Here is a 14,778-nt window from a genome sequence, read left to right as displayed (position 1 = left end):
CTCATGTCGCCGTGCAGCTCGCGGTCGGCGTGGTCCCGCCGCCCGGGGCTCCCCCGAAGCCGAAGCTCGCCGAACCGCCCGTCGGCACTGCTCCGTTGTGATCGGCGTTGGCCGCGGTCACCGTTGCCCCGGTCTGGGTGTACGACGCGTTCCACATGTTCGTGACCTTCTGGGCGCCGCTCCAGGTCCAGGTGACCTTCCAGGACTTGAGGGCCGTGGTGCCCGTGTTCGTCACCTTCACCTCGGCGTTGAACCCGCCGCCCCAGTCGCTGCTGACGGTGTAGGCGGCGCTGCACGCGGCCGTGCTCCCGCCGCCTCCGCCCCCTCCACCGCCGCCGGTGCCCGGGAACGCGGGCGCCTTGACACTGGCCAGGTAGCCGTCCTTCACCGTGTCCACGGAGGTCCAGTCGTCCTTCAGGATGCCGCCGGTGTCACCGGAGTTGGGGTTCCACGACCAGAAGGTCCAGGAGATGCTGTCGGCGCCGTACGTGGACGTGGGCCGCATGTACGACACGAGCGCGGCCAGCCACTTCTGGTCGATGGTCGAGGTGAGCGTGGTGCCGAACTCGCCGACCCAGACGGGGGCGATGTTCTGCTTGAAGATGTAGCCCCAGTACTTGTCCCACACGCCCGGCATGTTGGCGGGGAACGAGGGGTCGTTGAACCAGCTCTGCTGGGCGACGCTGGTGGCGTAGTCGTGGGCCGAGTACACGACGCGGTTCGCCACGTTCAGCTGGACCGGGTACTGGGCGACACCCATCAGGTTGCCGCCCCACCAGCCGGACGTGCCGTTGAAGGTCTGCACGCCCTCGACGAAGACCAGCAGGTCGGGGTCGACGGACAGGACCGCGTTCCCGGCCCGCTGGGCGGCGAGCCGCCAGTCCGTCGCCGTGTCCCCGCAGCCCCAACAGGCGGGATCGTGCGGCTCGTTGTGCAGATCGATGCCGATGACGGTGCCCTTGTCGTCGTACCGGGCCGCGAGGGCCTTGAGGTCGGCGATCCACGTGGACTCCGGGACGGCGGAGGTGTACCAGAGGGCCGACTGCCCGCCCGAGTCGGGCCGGTGGCGGTCCAGGATCACCTTGAGCCCGTCCTGACCGGCGTACGAGACGATCTTGTCCATGACCTGAAGGGAGTCCAGGCCCTGCAGGTCGGCGTTCTTGCCGCTGGAGAAGTCGATGCTGTTGGGAACGGTCCCGCTCTTGAAGATGTCGTCGCTGTAAGGCAGCCGGATGGTGTTGTAGCCCAGCGACTTCATCTGGTCGATCATGCTCTTGTAGTCGCGCGACCAGAGGCCGTGGACCACGTGGTTGCCGGTCTCGAAGCCGAACCAGTTGATCCCGGCGATGCGTACGGGCTGGCCCGCGGCATCGAGGATCTGCCGGCCGCTCGTGTGCCAGTAACCGGCGCCGGGGTCCGCCGCACGGGCGGTCTGCGCCCCCGCCAGCGGTATCAGGAGCGCTGCGGCGGCAACGCACAGTGCTCTTCGCAGTCTGCGGAACATGGGGGTGGGTTCCTCTCGGGGAGGCGCGGGCCCGGAACAGAATGGGAGCGCTCCCATTTGCCGCGCACCACCCATGGAAGAGGCTGATCATGAACGCGTCAAGAACTTGGACGGGTGGCAGCCCGTCGATCGGTTTCGGTACAGAAGGACGCAAGTGCCCGGCAGCACGGGTCAGTTCCGGCGCAGCAGCCTCTTCAGTCCGAACACGACGGCCAGAGCGGCGGCGAGAACGAGCGCGCCGACCTTGAAGTTGGCGTTCAGCCCGTCGCTGTCGCCCCCACTGCCGCCCGCGGAGTGCGAACCGCCACCCTTGGACGACGAGCCGCCCTCGCCGCCCCCGGGCACGCTCTCCGCCTTCACCTCGCTGTTCGCGCCCTCGGTGCCGTACATCAGCTCGGACCCGTCGGCGGTGTAGGCGACGGACTCGCCCTGCCTCTGCAACGGGACGTTCAGCCGGCCCTGCTTCTTGATCTTCCCGTCGTTCCAGGAGTACGCGATCCCGCCGAAGTATCCGCGCACGACAAGCTGCTTGCCGTCGGGCGAGAACGCCCCGTCGGTGGTCCACAGGTCGACGTCGGCGATGCGCTTGAAGACGTTGGTGCCGGAGGTGGTCAGCTTCGCCGGTGCCTCGTACAGGCCGCCGCCGTCCTCGTTCTTGGAGACGATGTAGACGCGCCCGGTCTTCGGGTGGACCATCAGCGCCTCGGCGTCCCGGGCCCCGTCCGCGTACTTCACGACGTACTGCGTGGCGCGGATCGTCTGGTCCTTGAGCACCTTCGGCTCGGGCAGCTTGTAGACCCACACGTACTTCCACGTGCCGCCGAGGTTGTCGCCGATGTCGCCGACGTACAGGTCGCCGTCCGGGCCGAGGGAGATCGCCTCGACGTCGCGGGGCGCGCCGACCCCGGTCATCGTGATCCGGGCGACGGTCTCGCCGGTGCTGCTGTCGACGGCGTACAGGTAGGGGCCATCGTCGCTGTCGTTGTGCGTCCAGTAGATGCCGGGGTGGGCATGCGAGGCGACGAGTCCGCTGGACTCGGTGATCCGGGAATCCTTGATGGTGAACCCCTCGTCCCCGTCGGAGGCGACGGCGGGTGCCGCCGACGCGACGACGAGGGCGGCCCCGGCGAGGAACGGAAACGATCGACGCATGCGCATGCCCCAAGCCTGCCATCCCGCACCGGCGTTCGGACCGCGTGTCCAGCCTCACACCCCGCCCGCCCGTGGCCCCGGCACTGATCGACGATGATGAGCGGATGCTCAGGTTCATGCCCGTCGGCGACTCCCAGACGATCGGGAGCGCGGGCGAACACACATGGCGCTACCGGATGTGGCAGCACCTGCGCGCGACGCACGGGGGCCCGTTCCGGATCGTCGGCCCGCGCGAGACGCTCTACGACAAGGCGCTGGAGACCCCGACGTCGTACGAGTACGCGGACCCGGACTTCCCGCGCGCCCACCTCGCCGGCTGGGGCGAGGGCTGGCTCCACATGGCGCCGCTGATCCGCGAGGCGGTGCGCACACAGCGGGCGGACGTCCTGCTCGTCGCCCTCGGCCTGATCGACCTGGGCTTCTACACGAACGCGGTGCAGACCGCGGAGAACATGCGCACCTTCGTCGCCGAGGCCCGGGCGGCCAACCCGCGCGTGCGCATGGTCGTGCTCCCGGTGATACCGAACGTGCGCGCCGAGTCGGACGCCCCGTTCGCCGCCGAGGTCGCCGCCTTCAACGTGCTGCTCGCCAAAGCCGTCGCCGACCTCGACGAACCCCGCTCCCCGCTGCTGCTGGCCTCGCCCCCGTCGTCGTACGACACCGCTTTCGACACGTACGACGGCACGCACCCGAACGCGAGCGGCGAGCACAAGATCGCGGAGGGGTTCGCGGAGGCGATGTACCAGGCGTGGGACCTGGGCGAGCCGTACACGGCCGAAACGGTCTGACCGGTTCTCGGCGTCTCCTGGTCACCGTGCGTATCGTTGTGCTGCGCGGCTGCACCTGTGCGTGGGGCAGCCGGGGAGGAGCGCCACGATGACCGTCCTTGAAGACAGGATCGCGATGGCCGACGCCAACACCGAGCGTTTGGACGAGTGGTTCGAACGACTTGAGCGTATGCCCGTCCCCGAAGGATTCAGGGTCGAGATCGTCGGGGGCAGCGTCTTCATGACACCGCAGCGGGACACTCACTGGGAAATCATCCGCTCGTTCCTGTGGGCCCTTGAGGACAGGTTCGGGAGGAAGGTCAAGGTGTTCTCGGACGTCCGTATCGACTTCCCGGGCCACGAGAACGGCTTCTGCCCGGACGTCGCCCTGCTCAAGGGCTCGTCGAAGAAGGACGCCACGGGCCACTGGCGTTACCAGGATGTCCAGTTCGTCGCAGAGGTCATCTCCAAGGGCACGGCCGAAAACGACTACGTCCACAAGAGGCTCGCGTACGCGGAGGCCGAGGTCCCTCTCTACGTCATCGCCGATCCTTACCAGGGCCGGTGCCACGTCTACACCAACCCCAAGAGCGGCGACTACGAGGACCCGCAGCGGGTGGACTTCGGCACCGACATCGACCTGACCGGCACGGTGGTCGACCTCGTCCTCAAGACCGACAGCTTCCCCCGCGACTGATTCCCCTTGCCTGGAGCGCACTCCAAGCCGTTGGCTTGGGGACCATGAAGTACACGCAGCTCGGACGCACGGGACTCAAGGTCAGCCGACTCGTCCTCGGCACGATGAACTTCGGTCCGCAGACCGACGAGGCCGACAGCCACGCCATCATGGACGCGGCGCTGGCCTCGGGCATCAACTACTTCGATACAGCCAATGTGTACGGGTGGGGCGAGAACAAGGGCCGCACCGAGAGCATCATCGGGAACTGGTTCGCCCAGGGCGGTGACCGCCGCGACAAGGTGGTCCTCGCCACGAAGGTATACGGCAACATGGCCGCCGACGGCGACGCCTGGCCCAACCACGACAAGCTGTCGGCGCTGAACATCCGGCGGGCGGTGGACGCCTCGCTGAAGCGCCTGCAGACCGACTACATCGACATCTACCAGTTCCACCACGTCGACCGGAGCACTCCCTTCGAGGAGATCTGGCAGGCGATCGACACCCTCGTCCAGCAGGGCAAGATCCTGTACGTCGGGTCGTCCAACTTCCCCGGCTACAAGATCGCCCAGGCCAACGAGATCGCCGCCCGGCGCGGCGGCACCATCGGGCTCGTCAGCGAGCAGTGCCTGTACAACCTCTCCGAGCGGCGCGCCGAGATGGAGGTCATCCCGGCCGCGCAGGAGTACGGCCTCGGGGTCATCCCCTGGTCGCCGCTGCACGGCGGGCTGCTGGGCGGGGTCATCAAGAAGGAGGTCACGGGCGGACGCCGTTCCTCCGGCCGCACCGCGGACTCGCTCGCCGACCCCGCCGTACGCGCGCAGGTCCAGGCCTACGAGGACCTGCTCGACAAGCACGGCATCGAGCCCGGCGAGGCGGCCCTGGCCTGGCTGCTGACCCGGCCCGGGGTCACGGGTCCCATCGTCGGCCCGCGCACCGCGGAGCAGCTCGACTCCGCCCTGCGCGCCGTCGAGCTGGAGCTGAGCGAGGAGCTGCTGACCTCACTCGACGAGATCTTCCCTGGGCCGGGGCCGTCTCCGGAAGCGTTTGCCTGGTAGTCCGGCCGGGGGTCCGGGGGTTGCCCCCGGGACAGCACAGCCCGGGGCCGGGGCCGTCTCCGGAGGCGTTTGCCTGGTAGTTCGGACCGGGCAGGTGGGGCGCGGGGGTCGGCGGTTACTTGACCGCCGCCGCCAGCGCCACCACGACGAACATCAGCACGAGCACACCGGCCATGATCCGGTTACGGGTCTTCGGGTTCACATGGTCGAGCCTAACCGGCCGCCCCGAGCGGCTGACGGGCGACCGTCTCGTAGCGGGGCTGCTCCCCCGGCACCCCCGACTTCGGCAGGCGGCTGCGGACGAGGCACAGCTCGCTCACCGTCCAGGTGCGGCCGGCGAAGGCGTCGAGGGCCTCGACGTACGGCTGGGCGTCGAAGGCCTCGCGGCTGCGGGCCACCGTCAGGTGGGGTTTGTAGCGCCGGTGCTCACCCATCGGCACGCCCGCCTTGCGCGCCGCCGCCTCCGCCCGGTCGGCAAGCAGCCGCAGCGCGTCCAGGTCGCCCCGGGCGCCCGCCCACAGCGCCCGCCCGTGACCGAACTGCCCACCGCCCCGCACGGCAAGTGCGAAGGGTTCCGTGCGCCGGGCCGCCCGCTCCAGCCGCAGCGACAGTTCGGGTACGACCTCCTCGTCGACCTCGCCGTAGAAGGCGAGCGTGAAGTGCCAGCCGGGCAGGCCGGTCCAGCGCAGCCCGTCCGAGCCGGGCAGCCGCCGCAACGCGGCGACCACCGGGGCGAGTTCGGCGATCACGTCCTGCGGGGGCAGCACGGCGGCGAAGAGTCTCATGGGACGTCACCCTTCCAGGGATTGGATCACCGGGCGAGGGTGACGCCCTCCGTGAGGCCCTCCGCGACGTCAGACCGCCGTCGCCAGCTCCCGCTGCTGCTCCCGCTGCTCCTTCGGCACGAAGCGGACCCGCGGGTGTCCGTGGTTCCAGCCGACCGCCAGACGCAGGCCGCCGACGCGGGCCAGGACCAGGCCGACGGTGACCGCGGCCGCCGCCGACACCAGGCCGCCGAGGATGAAGCCGACGCGCGGGCCGTAGGTGTCGGTGACCCAGCCGACCAGGGGTGCGCCCAGCGGCGTACCGCCCATGAAGACCATCATGAACAGGGCCATGACGCGGCCGCGCATGGCCGGGTCGGTGGTCATCTGGACCGACGTGTTCGCCGTGACGTTGACCGTCAGGCCGAACATGCCGATCGGCACCATGAGCAGCGCGAACAGCCAGAAGGACGGGACCAGGGCGGCGACGACCTCCAGGACGCCGAAGGCCAGGGCCGCCGCGATCAGCACGCGATGGCGGGCCGTGCCGCGCCGGGCGGCGAGCAGCGCGCCCGCCAGGGAGCCGAGCGCCATCAGCGTGTTGAAGAGGCTGTACCCGCCGGCGCCCACGTGGAAGACGTCGTCCGCGTACGCCGAGAGCCAGACCGGGAAGTTGAAGCCGAACGTGCCGATGAAGCCGATCAGGACGATCGGCCAGATCAGCTCGGGGCGGCTCGCCACGTAGTGCAGGCCCTCGCGGAGCTGGCCCTTGCCGCGCGGGGCGCGCTGGACGACCTGCAGGTCGCGGGCGCGCATGAGCAGCAGGCCGACGATGGGGGCGACGAAGGACAGCCCGTTGAAGAGGAACGCCCAGCCGGTGCCCACGCCCGTGATCATGAGGCCCGCGACGGCGGGACCGACCAGGCGTGCGGACTGGAAGTTGGCGGAGTTGAGGCTGACGGCGTTCTGGAGCTGCCCGGGGCCGACCATCTCGGCGACGAAGGACTGGCGGGCGGGGTTGTCGACGACCGTGGCGAGGCCGACGGCGAAGGCTGCGACGTAGACGTGCCAGACCTGGACGTGGCCCGAGAGGGTCAGGGCGGCGAGCGCGAGGCCCGTGACGCCCATGGCGGTCTGGGTGGCCAGCAGCGTGGGCCGCTTGGGCAGCCGGTCGACGAGGACACCGCCGTAGAGGCCGAAGAGCAGCATCGGCAGGAACTGCAGGGCGGTGGTGATGCCGACGGCGGCGGACGAGCCGGTGAGGCTCAGCACCAGCCAGTCCTGGGCGATGCGCTGCATCCAGGTGCCGGTGTTGGAGACGACCTGGCCGAGGAAGAACAGGCGGTAGTTACGGATCTTCAGCGAGCTGAACATCGTGGCGCGGGCGCCGGTGGGCGGGGAGTCGTGGGTGGCTGGTGCGGGGGCGGAGTCTGCTCCGGGTCCCGTACTCAAAAGGGCTCGCCTCCTTGCGTGTGCTGACTGGCTGACCGACTGACCACGGGTGCACGAGTGGCGCGCGTGACGATTCGCGCGTGCGGCTACAGGTGCGCGAGCTTCTCCAGAACGGGAGCGGCTTCGCGGAGCTTCGCCCACTCGTCCTCGTCGAGGGCCTCGACGACGCCGGCCAGCCACGCGTTGCGTTTGCGGCGGCTCTCCTCGAGCATCGCCTCGGCCCGCTCGGTCTGCGTGACGACCTTCTGGCGTCGGTCCTCGGGGTGCGGCTCAAGGCTGACCAGGCCCTTGCTCTCCAGCAGCGCCACGATGCGGGTCATCGACGGCGGCTGTACGTGCTCCTTGCGGGCGAGCTCACCCGGCGTGGCGGTGCCGCAGCGGGCAAGGGTGCCGAGCACCGACATCTCGGTGGGGCTCAGCGACTCGTCGACCCGCTGGTGCTTGAGTCGACGCGACAGGCGCATCACTGCGGAGCGCAAAGAGTTCACGGCGGCAGCATCGTCGCCATGGGTGAGGTCAGGCATGTTCTTTAGCTTAACTCATTACTCTGACTAAAGACCACCGCGACACCACTGAAATGCCCGTGACTCGCACCACTGAACCGCCCAGTCACCCGTATGAGTGATCCGATGGCAGAAAGTGACGCACCGACCGGCAGGGCCCGGCGACCCTCAGGACATGGGGACCAGCGTGCTCAGCCTGCGGATAGACGGGGAGCTGCTCGAACGGCTCCGACACCATGCCGCCAAAAGAGGAATGAGCGTCCAGGACTATGTCGTCCGGACGCTCATTCGCGATGACTTCGACGAGCGGTTCCAGACCGCGGTCGAGGAGACGGAGAAGTTCTACGGGGTCACGTGAGCCCGGGGCCCCGGGGGGCTCGGGTCACAGCCCCCGTGCGGCTCAGGTCAGACCCAGCGCCGGCATCAGGTAGTAGAAGCCGAACACCGCGGCCACGACGTACATCGCCACCGGGATCTCGCGGCCGCGGCCGGCAGCCAGGCGCAGCACCACGAAGGTGATGAAGCCCATGCCGATGCCGTTGGTGATCGAGTAGGTGAACGGCATCATCACCATCGTCACGAAGGCCGGGATGGCGATGGTGTAGTCGGCCCAGTCGATCTCACGGACCGAGTTGGACAGGATCAGGAAGCCGACCGCGAGCAGCGCGGGGGTGGCGGCCTGGGACGGGACCATGGTGGCGACGGGGGTCAGGAAGAGGGCGATCGCGAAGAGGCCACCGGTGACGACGTTCGCGAAGCCGGTGCGGGCGCCCTCGCCGACACCGGCCGTGGACTCCACGAAGCAGGTGGTGGCGGACGAGGAGCTCGCGCCGCCGGCGGCGACCGCGATGCCGTCGACGAAGAGGACCTTGTTGATGCCGGGCATGTTGCCCTGCGCGTCCGTCAGCTTGGCCTCGTCGCTGACGCCCATGATCGTGCCCATCGCGTCGAAGAAGCACGACAGCAGCACGGTGAAGACGAAGAGGGTGCCGGTCAGGACGCCGACCTTGTCGAAGCCACCGAAGAGGCTGACCTTGCCGACGAGCCCGAAGTCGGGGGTGGCGACCGGGTTGCCGGGCCACTTGGGGGTCGTCAGACCCCAGGACGGGATCGTCGCGACGGCGTTGATGACGACCGCAAGGACCGTCATCGTGACGATGGAGATCAGGATCGCGCCCGGCACCTTGCGGACGATCAGCGCGAGCGTGAGCAGCGTGCCGAGGACGAAGACCAGGACGGGCCAGCCGTTGAGGTGGCCGTCGGCGCCGAGCTGCAGCGGGACCGTGGTCTGCGCGGCGTCCGGGATGCGGGAGACGAAGCCGGAGTCGACGAGGCCGATCAGCATGATGAACAGGCCGATGCCGATCGAGATGCCCTTGCGCAGGCCGAGCGGCACGGCGTTCATGACGCGCTCGCGCAGACCTGTGGCGACCAGGAGCATCACGATGAAGCCGGCGAGGACGACCATGCCCATGGCGTCCGGCCAGGACATGCGCGGCGCGAGCTGGAGCGCGACAACCGTGTTCACACCCAGTCCGGCGGCGAGCGCGATCGGTACGTTGCCGATGACACCCATGAGCAGCGTGGTGAACGCCGCGGTCAGCGCGGTCGCGGTGACCAGCTGACCGTTGTCGAGGTGGTGCCCGTACATGTCCTTCGCGCTGCCCAGGATGATCGGGTTGAGCACGATGATGTAGGCCATCGCGAAGAAGGTGGCGAAGCCGCCGCGGATCTCGCGCGGCAGCGTGCTGCCCCGCTCGGAGATCTTGAAGTAGCGGTCGAGCGCGCCCTGGGCGGGCCGGGGATCCGGCTGCTCGGGGGCGGAGGCCTTGGTGGTGGCCGAGGTGGACATGCGGGACCTCATACGTGCGGGGGCCTTGGTGGCCGTACGGGCGCGGGGCGGGACGGCGCACCGGGCGGGAACTTGATCGATTCTGGCTGCCGTTCGGTCACCAACAGGTTTCCCCCGGGTTTCCGTTGGTGTTTCGTACGAACACAAGTGGCCATACTCAGACCGTTTCAGTATGAACATATGAGTCGGAATTCGCTATCTCCGCGCGTAGACCCTTGGTATACGGGGCCTGTACAGGGGTCTCGCGGGCCTCGGGGAGAGCCGCGCGGGCCTCGGAGAGAGCATCGATGCCGTCCTCGTAAGCTGTGCACATGGCCGTGTTCTTTTCGGGATCCCCCAAGCACGAGGCGCCGGAGCCCCTGGAGGGCCCCGTCGTCGCCACCATCACGGGCGGCACGATCCTCTGGTTCGTCCTCTTTCTGGTGCAGCTGCCGTTCTACGGCTGGTTCGACGACCACGGGCACACCTGGTGGGTGTGGACCTGCCTGGCCGGCGGGGGTCTCGGACTGATCGGCGTCTGGTACGTCCGCGGTCGCGACGCGGCGCTCAAGCGGGCCGCCGCCGCGGCGGACGCCGACTCCTCCCCTGCTGCGGACTAGGCACCTTCCCCTACGCCTACGGCATCACATCCGCCGACTCCCCTCCTCCCCTGGTCGGATCTTTGGGGCACTCGGCAGGTGAAGCCGTATTTCCGCACGTACCGTCAGTTCCATGACGCACATAGACGCGGGCGCCGAACTCGATCCTGTGCATCCCGTACCCCTGCCCGACCCCGCCACCGGGCCGGCCACGGGCCTGTCGGCCGCCGAGGTGGCCGAACGGATCGCGCGCGGCGAGGTCAACGACGTCCCCGTGCGCAGCAGCCGCTCGCTGTCGGAGATCGTCCGCGCCAACGTCTTCACCCGGTTCAACGCGATCATCGGGGTGCTCTGGCTGATCATGCTGTTCGTGGCCCCGTTCCAGGACAGCCTGTTCGGGTACGTGATCATCGCCAACACCGGGATCGGCATCATCCAGGAGTGGCGGGCCAAGCAGACCCTGGACTCGCTCGCGGTGATCGGCGAGGCGAGGCCGACCGTGCGCAGGGCCGGGACCGCCCTGGCGATCAGCACCTCCGAGATCGTCCTCGGGGATCTGATCGAGATCGGGCCCGGCGACAAGATCGTCGTGGACGGCGAGTGCGTCGAGGCCGACGGGCTGGAGATCGACGAGTCGCTGCTGACCGGTGAGGCCGACCCGGTCGTCAAGCATCCCGGGGACCAGGTGATGTCGGGCAGCTTCGTGGTCGCGGGCGGCGGCGCGTTCACGGCGACGAAGGTGGGCCGGGAGGCGTACGCGGCGCAGCTCGCCGAGGAGGCCTCCCGCTTCACGCTGGTCCACTCGGAGCTGCGGACCGGTATCTCCACGATCCTCAAGTACGTGACGTGGATGATGATCCCGACCGCGATCGGTCTGGTCATCAGCCAGCTGGTGGTCAAGGGACACGACTTCAAGGACGCGGTGGCGCGGACGGTCGGCGGCATTGTGCCGATGGTCCCGGAGGGGCTCGTGCTGCTGACGAGCGTCGCCTTCGCGATCGGGGTGATCCGGCTCGGCCGCCAGCAGTGCCTGGTCCAGGAACTGCCGGCCATCGAGGGCCTCGCCCGCATCGACACGGTCTGCCTCGACAAGACGGGCACGCTCACCGAGGGCGGCATGGACGTCACCGAGCTGCGGCCGCTCCAGGGCGCCGACGAGAGTTACGTACGCAGGGTCCTCGGCGCGCTCGGCGAGTCCGACCCGCGGCCGAACGCCTCGCTCCAGGCGATCATCGACGCCTACCCGGACAGCGAGGACTGGCGCTGCACCGAGTCGCTGCCCTTCTCCTCGGCCCGCAAGTACAGCGGGGCGTCCTTCAGCGAGGGCGACGGGGACAACAGCACCTGGCTCCTCGGCGCGCCCGACGTGCTGCTGGCCGCCGGGGACACGGCGCTCGCCGAGACGGAGCGGCTCAACGAGGCGGGACTACGGGTGCTGCTGCTCGCCCGCACCTCGAAGGACCTCGACGATCCCGAGGTCAAGGCGGCCGCCCGGCCCACCGCGCTGGTCGTGCTGGAGCAGCGGCTGCGCCCGGACGCGGCGGACACCCTGCGCTACTTCGCCGAGCAGGACGTCAAGGCCAAGGTGATCTCCGGCGACAACGCGGTCTCGGTGGGCGCGGTGGCGGGCAAGCTGGGGCTCGTCGGCGAGACGGTCGACGCCCGCCGGCTGCCCGCCGAGCAGCGGGAGATGGCGCTCGCGCTGGACGAGGGCACGGTGTTCGGGCGGGTCACCCCGCAGCAGAAGCGGGACATGGTCGGCGCGCTCCAGTCGAACGGCCACACGGTGGCGATGACGGGCGACGGCGTGAACGACGTACTGGCCCTGAAGGACGCCGACATCGGGGTCTCGATGGGCTCGGGCTCGGAGGCCACCCGGGCGGTCGCGCAGATCGTGCTGCTCAACAACAGTTTCGCGACGCTGCCTTCGGTGGTCGCGGAGGGCCGCCGGGTCATCGGCAACATCACCCGGGTCGCGACCCTCTTCCTGGTGAAGACGGTCTACTCGGTGCTGCTGGCCGTCCTGGTGGTGTGCTGGCAGGTCGAGTACCCCTTCCTGCCCCGCCACCTGACGCTGCTGTCGACCCTGACGATCGGCATCCCGGCGTTCTTCCTGGCCCTCGCCCCCAACAAGGAGCGCGCCAAACCCCACTTCGTACGGCGGGTGATGCGCTACTCGATCCCGGGCGGCGTCGTGGCGGCGATCGCGACCTTCGTCACGTATCTGATAGCCCGTCACTCCTACACGGGCAAGGGCGCGTTGGGCGCGGAGACCAGCGCGGCGACACTCACGCTCTTCCTGATCTCCATGTGGGTCCTGGCGATCATCGCGCGGCCCTACACCTGGTGGCGCGTCCTGCTGGTCGCCTCGATGGGCGCCGCGTTCCTGGTGGTGCTGGTGGTGCCGGGGCTTCAGCACTTCTTCGCGCTGAAGCTGGTCGGCGTGACGATGCCGTGGGTCGCGGTCGGCATCGCGGCGGTGGCGGCGGTCGTCCTGGAGTTCCTGTGGAAGTGGGTCGACCGCCGCTTTCCTGCCTAGACCTGCCTAGACCTGTCTAGTCCTGCCGGCGAGGTCAGTGCACGTCGACGTAGTCACCCGTGGCGCTGACGGCCGGGGTGGTCGTGGTGCCCGCGAAGCTGAAGCGCCAGTAACCGTCGGAGACGGCGGTGGCGGTGGCCTTCAGGTTGCCGGTGGAGTCCGACGTCACCGTCTTGATGGTGGTGTACGTGCTGGTGCCCGCCTTGCGGAACTGCAGCTTGACCGGCTGGTTGGTGTAGCCGTGGTACTTGTTGTCCTCCCAGTTGGCGCGCGAGAGCTTGCCGGTGGAGGTGATGGTCCTGCCCTTGACGACCGGCTCCGGGCCCGCGTTGACCGTCAGCTTGGAGTAGCGCTGGACCTTGGTGGTGCCGAGGCCGAACGAGACCGAGCTGTCGTCGCTGCTGTACTGGATGGCCACGGCGCCGCCCGACCAGGTGCCGGCGTCGGAGTTCACCAGGTCGCCGTCGGCCGGGTGGATGTCGACGAGGCCCTTGCAGCTGGCGGTCGTCGACGAGGTGGCGGTGCAGGTGGCCGGCTTGGTGCCGAACAGCATGTTGTCGGGGTTGTCGGACGAACCCTTGTAGATGAGCGGGCCGTTGTCGTAGTCGTCCGAGTTGAGGACGTAGTCGGCACCGTGGGTCAGCGTGTAGGTGACCGTGGTGGAGACGTCGTTGGTCGTACCGACCTTGACCGCGCTCGCGATCTTGAAGTTCGAGAAGGTGACGCCCAGGTCGTCCGCGGCGGTGGTGGCGCCGAACGTGGTCTTGCCGGAGGTGCCGAGCACCTTCGAGGCCTCCGCCTTGTACGACGGGGCGGCGTTGTCGGCCTGCGCGGCCGGAGCGACGAAGGCGGAGAGAGCCAGGGCGCCGGAGACGGCGGCCACAGTGGCACGTATACGCATGCGTTCCCCAAGTGGAGAAAGGGGCCCCGGCGCTGGTCGTTCCTCACGGTTCGTCATCGGCGGGGGGCCCAAGTGATCGTTGAGCCTGTTGGCTCACGTGATCAGATCAGTGACGCATGTGACTGGTTGTACGGACGATGCAGATTTTATGTGTGTATGACGAAACGTTGACGAGCTGCCGGGAAACGCCCGGCCCCGGGAGATCCCGGGGCCGGTACCGATCCGCGCGTCGCCCGGGTCAGCGCACGTCGACGTAGTCACCCGTGGCGCTGACGGCCGGGGTGGTCGTGGTGCCCGCGAAGCTGAAGCGCCAGTAGCCGTCGGAGTTGGCGGTGGTGGTGGTCTTCAGGTCGCCCGTGGAGTTGGACGTGACGGTCTTGACGGTCGTGTAGGTGCTGGTGCCCGCCTTGCGGAACTGCAGCTTGACCGGCTGGTTGGTGTAGCCCTTGTAGGTGAGGGTCTCCCAGTTGGCGCGGGACAGCTTGCCCGTGACCGTGAGGGTCTTGCCCTTGGCCACCGGCTCCGGCGAGGCGTTGACCGTGAGCTTCGAGGCACGCTGGAAGTTGAAGGACCCGGCCTTCTCCTTCCAGATGTAGTCGCCGTCGTTGGCGTCGATCCACGCGTCGACGTACCAGGTGCCCGCCGAGGCATTGCTGAGGTAGTCGGTCTTCGGGTCCACGAGCACCGAGGCGGTGCAGGTGGAGGTGGTCGAACTGGACGCCGCGCAGGTCGGCCTGCCGGTCTCCAGGAACCCGTAGCCGGGGCCGGTCATCGAGAACGACTCGGCGCCCGCGATGCCCGAGTCGTCCGTGGCCGTCACGCTGACCTTGATGGTCCTGGGGTCGGAGACACCCACGGAGGCCTTGTTGTCACCGTCGACGACAACCTTGGTGATCCTGGTGTCGCCGGACCCGCCGTCCGACCCGGTGGCCTGCGCGGCCGGGACGGCGAGGGCGGAGAGGGCCAGAGCGCCGGAGGCGACGGCCATGGTGGCTCGTATGCGCATGCGTTCCCCAAGAGGAAGGGGCCCCG

14 protein-coding genes are annotated in these 14,778 nt (G+C 69.0%); 6 read left to right on the top strand and 8 right to left on the bottom strand.

Going from position 1 to position 14,778, the window contains the following annotated elements; all coding sequences use genetic code 11:
- Position 1 precedes the first annotated feature (1 nt).
- Positions 2–1,504 carry a cellulase family glycosylhydrolase gene (locus tag ACN6LB_RS01050; RefSeq protein WP_445024138.1) on the bottom strand — a complete coding sequence of 501 codons (1,503 nt, stop codon included), beginning with the start codon at positions 1,502–1,504 and terminating at the stop codon, positions 2–4.
- Between the two features lie 171 nt (positions 1,505–1,675).
- Positions 1,676–2,656 carry a WD40 repeat domain-containing protein gene (locus tag ACN6LB_RS01045; RefSeq protein WP_445024194.1) on the bottom strand — a complete coding sequence of 327 codons (981 nt, stop codon included), beginning with the start codon at positions 2,654–2,656 and terminating at the stop codon, positions 1,676–1,678.
- A gap of 104 nt (positions 2,657–2,760) precedes the next feature.
- Between ACN6LB_RS01045 and ACN6LB_RS01040 the strand changes: the two genes are divergently transcribed.
- The 3 genes from ACN6LB_RS01040 to ACN6LB_RS01030 all read left to right on the top strand — a co-directional run bounded on the left by ACN6LB_RS01040 (position 2,761) and on the right by ACN6LB_RS01030 (position 5,157).
- Positions 2,761–3,444, top strand: a complete 684-nt coding sequence (locus ACN6LB_RS01040) for an SGNH/GDSL hydrolase family protein (RefSeq protein ID WP_445024137.1) — start codon at positions 2,761–2,763, stop codon at positions 3,442–3,444.
- An 88-nt stretch (positions 3,445–3,532) separates the two neighbouring features.
- Positions 3,533–4,120 carry a Uma2 family endonuclease gene (locus ACN6LB_RS01035; protein WP_445024136.1) on the top strand — a complete coding sequence of 196 codons (588 nt, stop codon included), beginning with the start codon at positions 3,533–3,535 and terminating at the stop codon, positions 4,118–4,120.
- A gap of 44 nt (positions 4,121–4,164) precedes the next feature.
- Positions 4,165–5,157 carry an aldo/keto reductase gene (locus ACN6LB_RS01030; RefSeq protein WP_445024135.1) on the top strand — a complete coding sequence of 331 codons (993 nt, stop codon included), beginning with the start codon at positions 4,165–4,167 and terminating at the stop codon, positions 5,155–5,157.
- A gap of 212 nt (positions 5,158–5,369) precedes the next feature.
- Here the strand turns inward: ACN6LB_RS01030 and thpR are convergent, their stop codons facing one another.
- The 3 genes from thpR to ACN6LB_RS01015 all read right to left on the bottom strand — a co-directional run bounded on the left by thpR (position 5,370) and on the right by ACN6LB_RS01015 (position 7,897).
- Positions 5,370–5,942: an RNA 2',3'-cyclic phosphodiesterase gene (gene thpR / locus ACN6LB_RS01025; protein ID WP_445024134.1), complete on the bottom strand. Its 573-nt coding sequence runs from the start codon at positions 5,940–5,942 to the stop codon at positions 5,370–5,372.
- Positions 5,943–6,011: 69 nt separating this feature from the next.
- The gene (locus ACN6LB_RS01020; RefSeq protein WP_445024133.1) at positions 6,012–7,373 is read right to left on the bottom strand and encodes an MFS transporter; all 1,362 of its coding nucleotides are present in this window, start codon (positions 7,371–7,373) and stop codon (positions 6,012–6,014) included.
- Between the two features lie 86 nt (positions 7,374–7,459).
- Positions 7,460–7,897 carry a MarR family winged helix-turn-helix transcriptional regulator gene (locus tag ACN6LB_RS01015; RefSeq protein ID WP_356135854.1) on the bottom strand — a complete coding sequence of 146 codons (438 nt, stop codon included), beginning with the start codon at positions 7,895–7,897 and terminating at the stop codon, positions 7,460–7,462.
- 154 nt (positions 7,898–8,051) lie between these two features.
- Here ACN6LB_RS01015 and ACN6LB_RS01010 point away from each other — a divergent pair, with 154 nt between their 5' ends.
- Positions 8,052–8,234: a ribbon-helix-helix protein, CopG family gene (locus ACN6LB_RS01010; protein WP_015659639.1), complete on the top strand. Its 183-nt coding sequence runs from the start codon at positions 8,052–8,054 to the stop codon at positions 8,232–8,234.
- Positions 8,235–8,276: 42 nt separating this feature from the next.
- On the opposite strand, the gene ACN6LB_RS01005 is transcribed toward ACN6LB_RS01010, so the two are convergent.
- Complete coding sequence (locus ACN6LB_RS01005; RefSeq protein WP_356135851.1) at positions 8,277–9,728, bottom strand: NCS2 family permease; 1,452 nt, start codon at positions 9,726–9,728, stop codon at positions 8,277–8,279.
- Between the two features lie 311 nt (positions 9,729–10,039).
- Here ACN6LB_RS01005 and ACN6LB_RS01000 point away from each other — a divergent pair, with 311 nt between their 5' ends.
- Together ACN6LB_RS01000 and ACN6LB_RS00995 are read left to right on the top strand one after the other, a co-directional pair.
- Positions 10,040–10,327: a DUF2530 domain-containing protein gene (locus ACN6LB_RS01000; protein WP_445024132.1), complete on the top strand. Its 288-nt coding sequence runs from the start codon at positions 10,040–10,042 to the stop codon at positions 10,325–10,327.
- Positions 10,328–10,439: 112 nt separating this feature from the next.
- Entirely contained in the window at positions 10,440–12,845 is a 2,406-nt protein-coding gene (locus tag ACN6LB_RS00995; protein WP_445024131.1) for an HAD-IC family P-type ATPase, read from the top strand.
- Positions 12,846–12,879: 34 nt separating this feature from the next.
- Here the strand turns inward: ACN6LB_RS00995 and ACN6LB_RS00990 are convergent, their stop codons facing one another.
- Both ACN6LB_RS00990 and ACN6LB_RS00985 read right to left on the bottom strand, forming a co-directional pair.
- A complete protein-coding gene (locus tag ACN6LB_RS00990; RefSeq protein ID WP_445024130.1) occupies positions 12,880–13,746 on the bottom strand; it encodes a hypothetical protein in 867 nt (288 codons plus the stop codon).
- 238 nt (positions 13,747–13,984) lie between these two features.
- Positions 13,985–14,752 carry a calcium-binding protein gene (locus ACN6LB_RS00985; protein ID WP_445024129.1) on the bottom strand — a complete coding sequence of 256 codons (768 nt, stop codon included), beginning with the start codon at positions 14,750–14,752 and terminating at the stop codon, positions 13,985–13,987.
- Positions 14,753–14,778 lie beyond the last annotated feature (26 nt).

Source organism: Streptomyces sp. SAS_270 (assembly GCF_052543295.1).
The sequence above is the reverse complement of the archived record's forward strand: the minus strand, read 5'-3'. Positions and strand labels throughout refer to the sequence as shown.

Bases quoted from the DNA above. Each gene is read 5' to 3' on its own strand.
- ACN6LB_RS01050 (WP_445024138.1), bottom strand. From the start codon at position 1,504: ATGTTCCGCAGACTGCGAAGAGCACTGTGCGTTGCCGCCGCAGCGCTC.
- ACN6LB_RS01045 (WP_445024194.1), bottom strand. From the start codon at position 2,656: ATGCGTCGATCGTTTCCGTTCCTCGCCGGGGCCGCCCTCGTCGTCGCG.
- ACN6LB_RS01040 (WP_445024137.1), top strand. From the start codon at position 2,761: ATGCTCAGGTTCATGCCCGTCGGCGACTCCCAGACGATCGGGAGCGCG.
- ACN6LB_RS01035 (WP_445024136.1), top strand. From the start codon at position 3,533: ATGACCGTCCTTGAAGACAGGATCGCGATGGCCGACGCCAACACCGAG.
- ACN6LB_RS01030 (WP_445024135.1), top strand. From the start codon at position 4,165: ATGAAGTACACGCAGCTCGGACGCACGGGACTCAAGGTCAGCCGACTC.
- thpR (WP_445024134.1), bottom strand. From the start codon at position 5,942: ATGAGACTCTTCGCCGCCGTGCTGCCCCCGCAGGACGTGATCGCCGAA.
- ACN6LB_RS01015 (WP_356135854.1), bottom strand. From the start codon at position 7,897: ATGCCTGACCTCACCCATGGCGACGATGCTGCCGCCGTGAACTCTTTG.
- ACN6LB_RS01010 (WP_015659639.1), top strand. From the start codon at position 8,052: ATGGGGACCAGCGTGCTCAGCCTGCGGATAGACGGGGAGCTGCTCGAA.
- ACN6LB_RS01005 (WP_356135851.1), bottom strand. From the start codon at position 9,728: ATGTCCACCTCGGCCACCACCAAGGCCTCCGCCCCCGAGCAGCCGGAT.
- ACN6LB_RS01000 (WP_445024132.1), top strand. From the start codon at position 10,040: ATGGCCGTGTTCTTTTCGGGATCCCCCAAGCACGAGGCGCCGGAGCCC.
- ACN6LB_RS00995 (WP_445024131.1), top strand. From the start codon at position 10,440: ATGACGCACATAGACGCGGGCGCCGAACTCGATCCTGTGCATCCCGTA.
- ACN6LB_RS00990 (WP_445024130.1), bottom strand. From the start codon at position 13,746: ATGCGTATACGTGCCACTGTGGCCGCCGTCTCCGGCGCCCTGGCTCTC.
- ACN6LB_RS00985 (WP_445024129.1), bottom strand. From the start codon at position 14,752: ATGCGCATACGAGCCACCATGGCCGTCGCCTCCGGCGCTCTGGCCCTC.